This is a genomic window from Noviherbaspirillum sp. Root189, from assembly GCF_001428545.1.
Classification (GTDB): Bacteria; Pseudomonadota; Gammaproteobacteria; order Burkholderiales; family Burkholderiaceae_D; genus Noviherbaspirillum.
In genome coordinates this window covers 952-3,588 of the sequence record NZ_LMHZ01000072.1, presented here as the reverse complement: position 1 = coordinate 3,588, position 2,637 = coordinate 952, and the positions used below count along the sequence as shown (strand labels likewise).

The 2,637-nt window shown below is 54.8% G+C and carries 3 protein-coding genes; 2 read left to right on the top strand and 1 reads right to left on the bottom strand.

Annotated features, from left to right (window positions below; all coding sequences use genetic code 11):
* Positions 1-1,014 precede the first annotated feature (1,014 nt).
* Positions 1,015-1,221: a type II toxin-antitoxin system VapB family antitoxin gene (locus ASE07_RS26325; RefSeq protein WP_057293790.1), complete on the top strand. Its 207-nt coding sequence runs from the start codon at positions 1,015-1,017 to the stop codon at positions 1,219-1,221.
* Complete coding sequence (locus tag ASE07_RS26320) at positions 1,218-1,598, top strand: type II toxin-antitoxin system VapC family toxin (RefSeq protein WP_057293789.1); 381 nt, start codon at positions 1,218-1,220, stop codon at positions 1,596-1,598. Before ASE07_RS26325 ends, ASE07_RS26320 begins: the two co-directional genes overlap by 4 nt.
* 199 nt (positions 1,599-1,797) lie before the next feature.
* Here ASE07_RS26320 and ASE07_RS26315 read toward each other — a convergent pair whose 3' ends face one another.
* Entirely contained in the window at positions 1,798-2,514 is a 717-nt protein-coding gene (locus ASE07_RS26315) for a site-specific integrase (protein WP_235548644.1), read from the bottom strand.
* Positions 2,515-2,637 lie beyond the last annotated feature (123 nt).

Sequence of the window (2,637 nt, the reverse complement as noted above, 5' to 3'; positions counted from 1 at the left end):
AGATGGCAGACGCTACTAGGGCACCGCAATGCGAAAGCAGCGGCAAACGGACAAGCCAAGCCTAAGACTACCGCGCCACATCCTTACTCTACCGCGTCCTGTCATATGGCGATCAAGTCCTTATGACCGCTTCCAGCCATCTACCAGCCAGCGCTGGGATCCCTGCTTATAGATAAGAGCCCGACGACGGACGAACGGGCGAAGGATCGGTCTTGCGGTACGACTTCGCTTTTCGGTGGCAAGGACTCGAGCGCAAGCATTTCATTAATGCGGTGCCTTGCGAAAGGGGGCAGCGCTGCCTACATAGCGCAGCGCAGAATGCACGTCCTTCCAACCAACATACTCCATCAACGTTTTGACCTCCCAGCCGTTGACGCTGGCCCAAGAGGCAAAAACAGCGGCGCAGCGAATGACCACTATAAACTTCAGGCGACACAACGCCGGCTTCCTTCAATATCGCACGTAGTAAAGGTACCAAGCTGTCGATGTGCAAGCCTTCGTCACTGACATGCCCCCTACGATCAATGCCACGGAAAACCGCTCCCTCACTGATCTGTGTCGCTCCTACTCATGCAAGATAGGCCCCCACCGGGCAGGGTCGGTGCCTTAAACGACGCTCCTCCGAACCTGCCGATCAGTTTTATCGATCGGGAAATAGCAAGCCAGTCCCTGGCGAGGCACGAGCTCGACATGTTCGGCACGCAGACGAGTGAGCTCGGCGCCGCGAAAGCCGCACCAGAAGTCCAGCGGCAAAGTCGATGAGGTAGCAGGCAATGTTTTCCGAGGCGGACGGCAGGATGCAACCCCGTTCGAGCTCGAAATGGCGGACTGCGGCCTGATAGACCTCCTGTATGTCTATTAAAGGACTGACCGCTGTTGCGTGATGTGGTTTAGCAATTTCGAGGAAAACTGTCGCATAACACCATGAATAACGACGATTTGATGATAAAATTGGTGAGCTCATGCATCAAATTAGATGACCTATCAAATACGATGCATTACCGCGGAGATACCATGAGAACTACGGTAACAATTGACGACGAGTTGTATGAAAAAGCTTTGGAGATGGCTGATCCAACGATGGATAAATCAGACATTTGGCGCGAAGCATTCAAGACTTTCGTGCGCGTGCAAGCTGCGAAGCGGCTTGCTGCGCTAGGCAGCGCTACCCCAGAAATGCCCGATATTCCGCGCCGCCGTGGGGCGCAAGCTTCTCAATGAGCGTGCTGGTCGATACATCAGTCTGGGTTGATCATTTTCGAAAACGCAACGAGGCCTTGGTCGAGTTGCTGGCTCTTGATTTGACTGTCATTCATCCGATGGTCGTTGTTGAGCTCGCTTGCGGCACGCCACCAGCGCCACGTTCCAGATCGTTGGGCGATTTGAAATCACTTCAACAAATCAACCAGGCAAGCATGAACGAAGTGCTTGAGTTCATCGAACGGGAAAAATTGTATGGTCTGGGCTGCGGACTGGTGGACATGACTCTGCTGGCGTCAACATTGATTACACCAGGGGCGAAGCTTTGGACGTTAGATAAGCGGCTTGCCACCCTGGCAGAACGGTTCGGCGTCGCGCATCAGGTCAACCTCCATTAATTTGTTATTAAAGCAGTCTGTTGCTGGCCAACGCATACTGGACGTTATGGCTAGGTGCCTGTGCAGTTCATCCATGGCATATAAAAATATTGAAAGTCCAGTGCAGACATTCGGTTATTCATGTCCTTTCCGACTGGCTCTGAGAAACCGGGTATCAGGATCGGGAATCGCCGGCTTTTCTAGATTCACCTGACTCCATTCACCGATTCTTGGTACTTGGTAGACGGTCAGGTTCAGGCGCCAGCATTTCACTGATTCGATGTCGTGCGAACGGGTCGGCACTGTCGACATAGCGCATAGCCGAATGCACATCCTTCCAGCCAACGTATTCCATCAGTGTTTTGACGTCCCAGCCGTTGGCGCTGGCCCAGGTAGCAAAACCGCGCCGCAGCGAATGCCCGCTATAGAGTTCGGGCGATGCAACACCGGCCTCCCTCAGGATTGAGCGCAGTAACGGCACCAAACTGTCGATGTGCAAGCCTTCGTCACTCACATGCCCCCAGCGATCAATGGCCCTGAAAACCGCTCCCTCGCTGATCTGTGTCGCCCCGACCCATGCCAGATAGGCGTCCACCGGGCAGAGTCGCGCCAAGGCCGGTGCCTTGAACGTCGTGCCTTTCACCTGACGATCGGTTTTGGTGAGGGGAAAATAGCAAGTCATCCCCTGTCCAGGCACCACCTCGACGTGTTCGGCGCGCAGCCGCGTCAATTCATCTCCCCGAAAGCCACGCCAGAAGCCAAGCAACAGCAAGGCACGGTTACGCAGGTGGCGTAGCTCTGCATTGCGGTCATTATTGGCCTTTGCAGTATCAATGGCGATCTTCAGCCAGTGATCTACCTGCCCCAGTTGCTCAAGCTGCAGCGGCTTGGCGCGTTTCTCCTGGACCGGGTGAAGAACCTGAATACCCTTGAACACCTTACGTACGATCGGCGCTTTGGTGGGATCGGGAAATCCCTGATCCAGGTGCCATTGGGCGAGGGCAGCGAGCCGCTGGCGCAGCGTGTTGACCGATAATGTTTCGGCATGGTGAACGAGGTA

Excerpts from the sequence above, each read along its gene's own strand:
- ASE07_RS26325 (WP_057293790.1), top strand. The coding sequence starts at position 1,015 with ATGAGAACTACGGTAACAATTGACGACGAGTTGTATGAAAAAGCTTTG.
- ASE07_RS26320 (WP_057293789.1), top strand. The coding sequence starts at position 1,218 with ATGAGCGTGCTGGTCGATACATCAGTCTGGGTTGATCATTTTCGAAAA.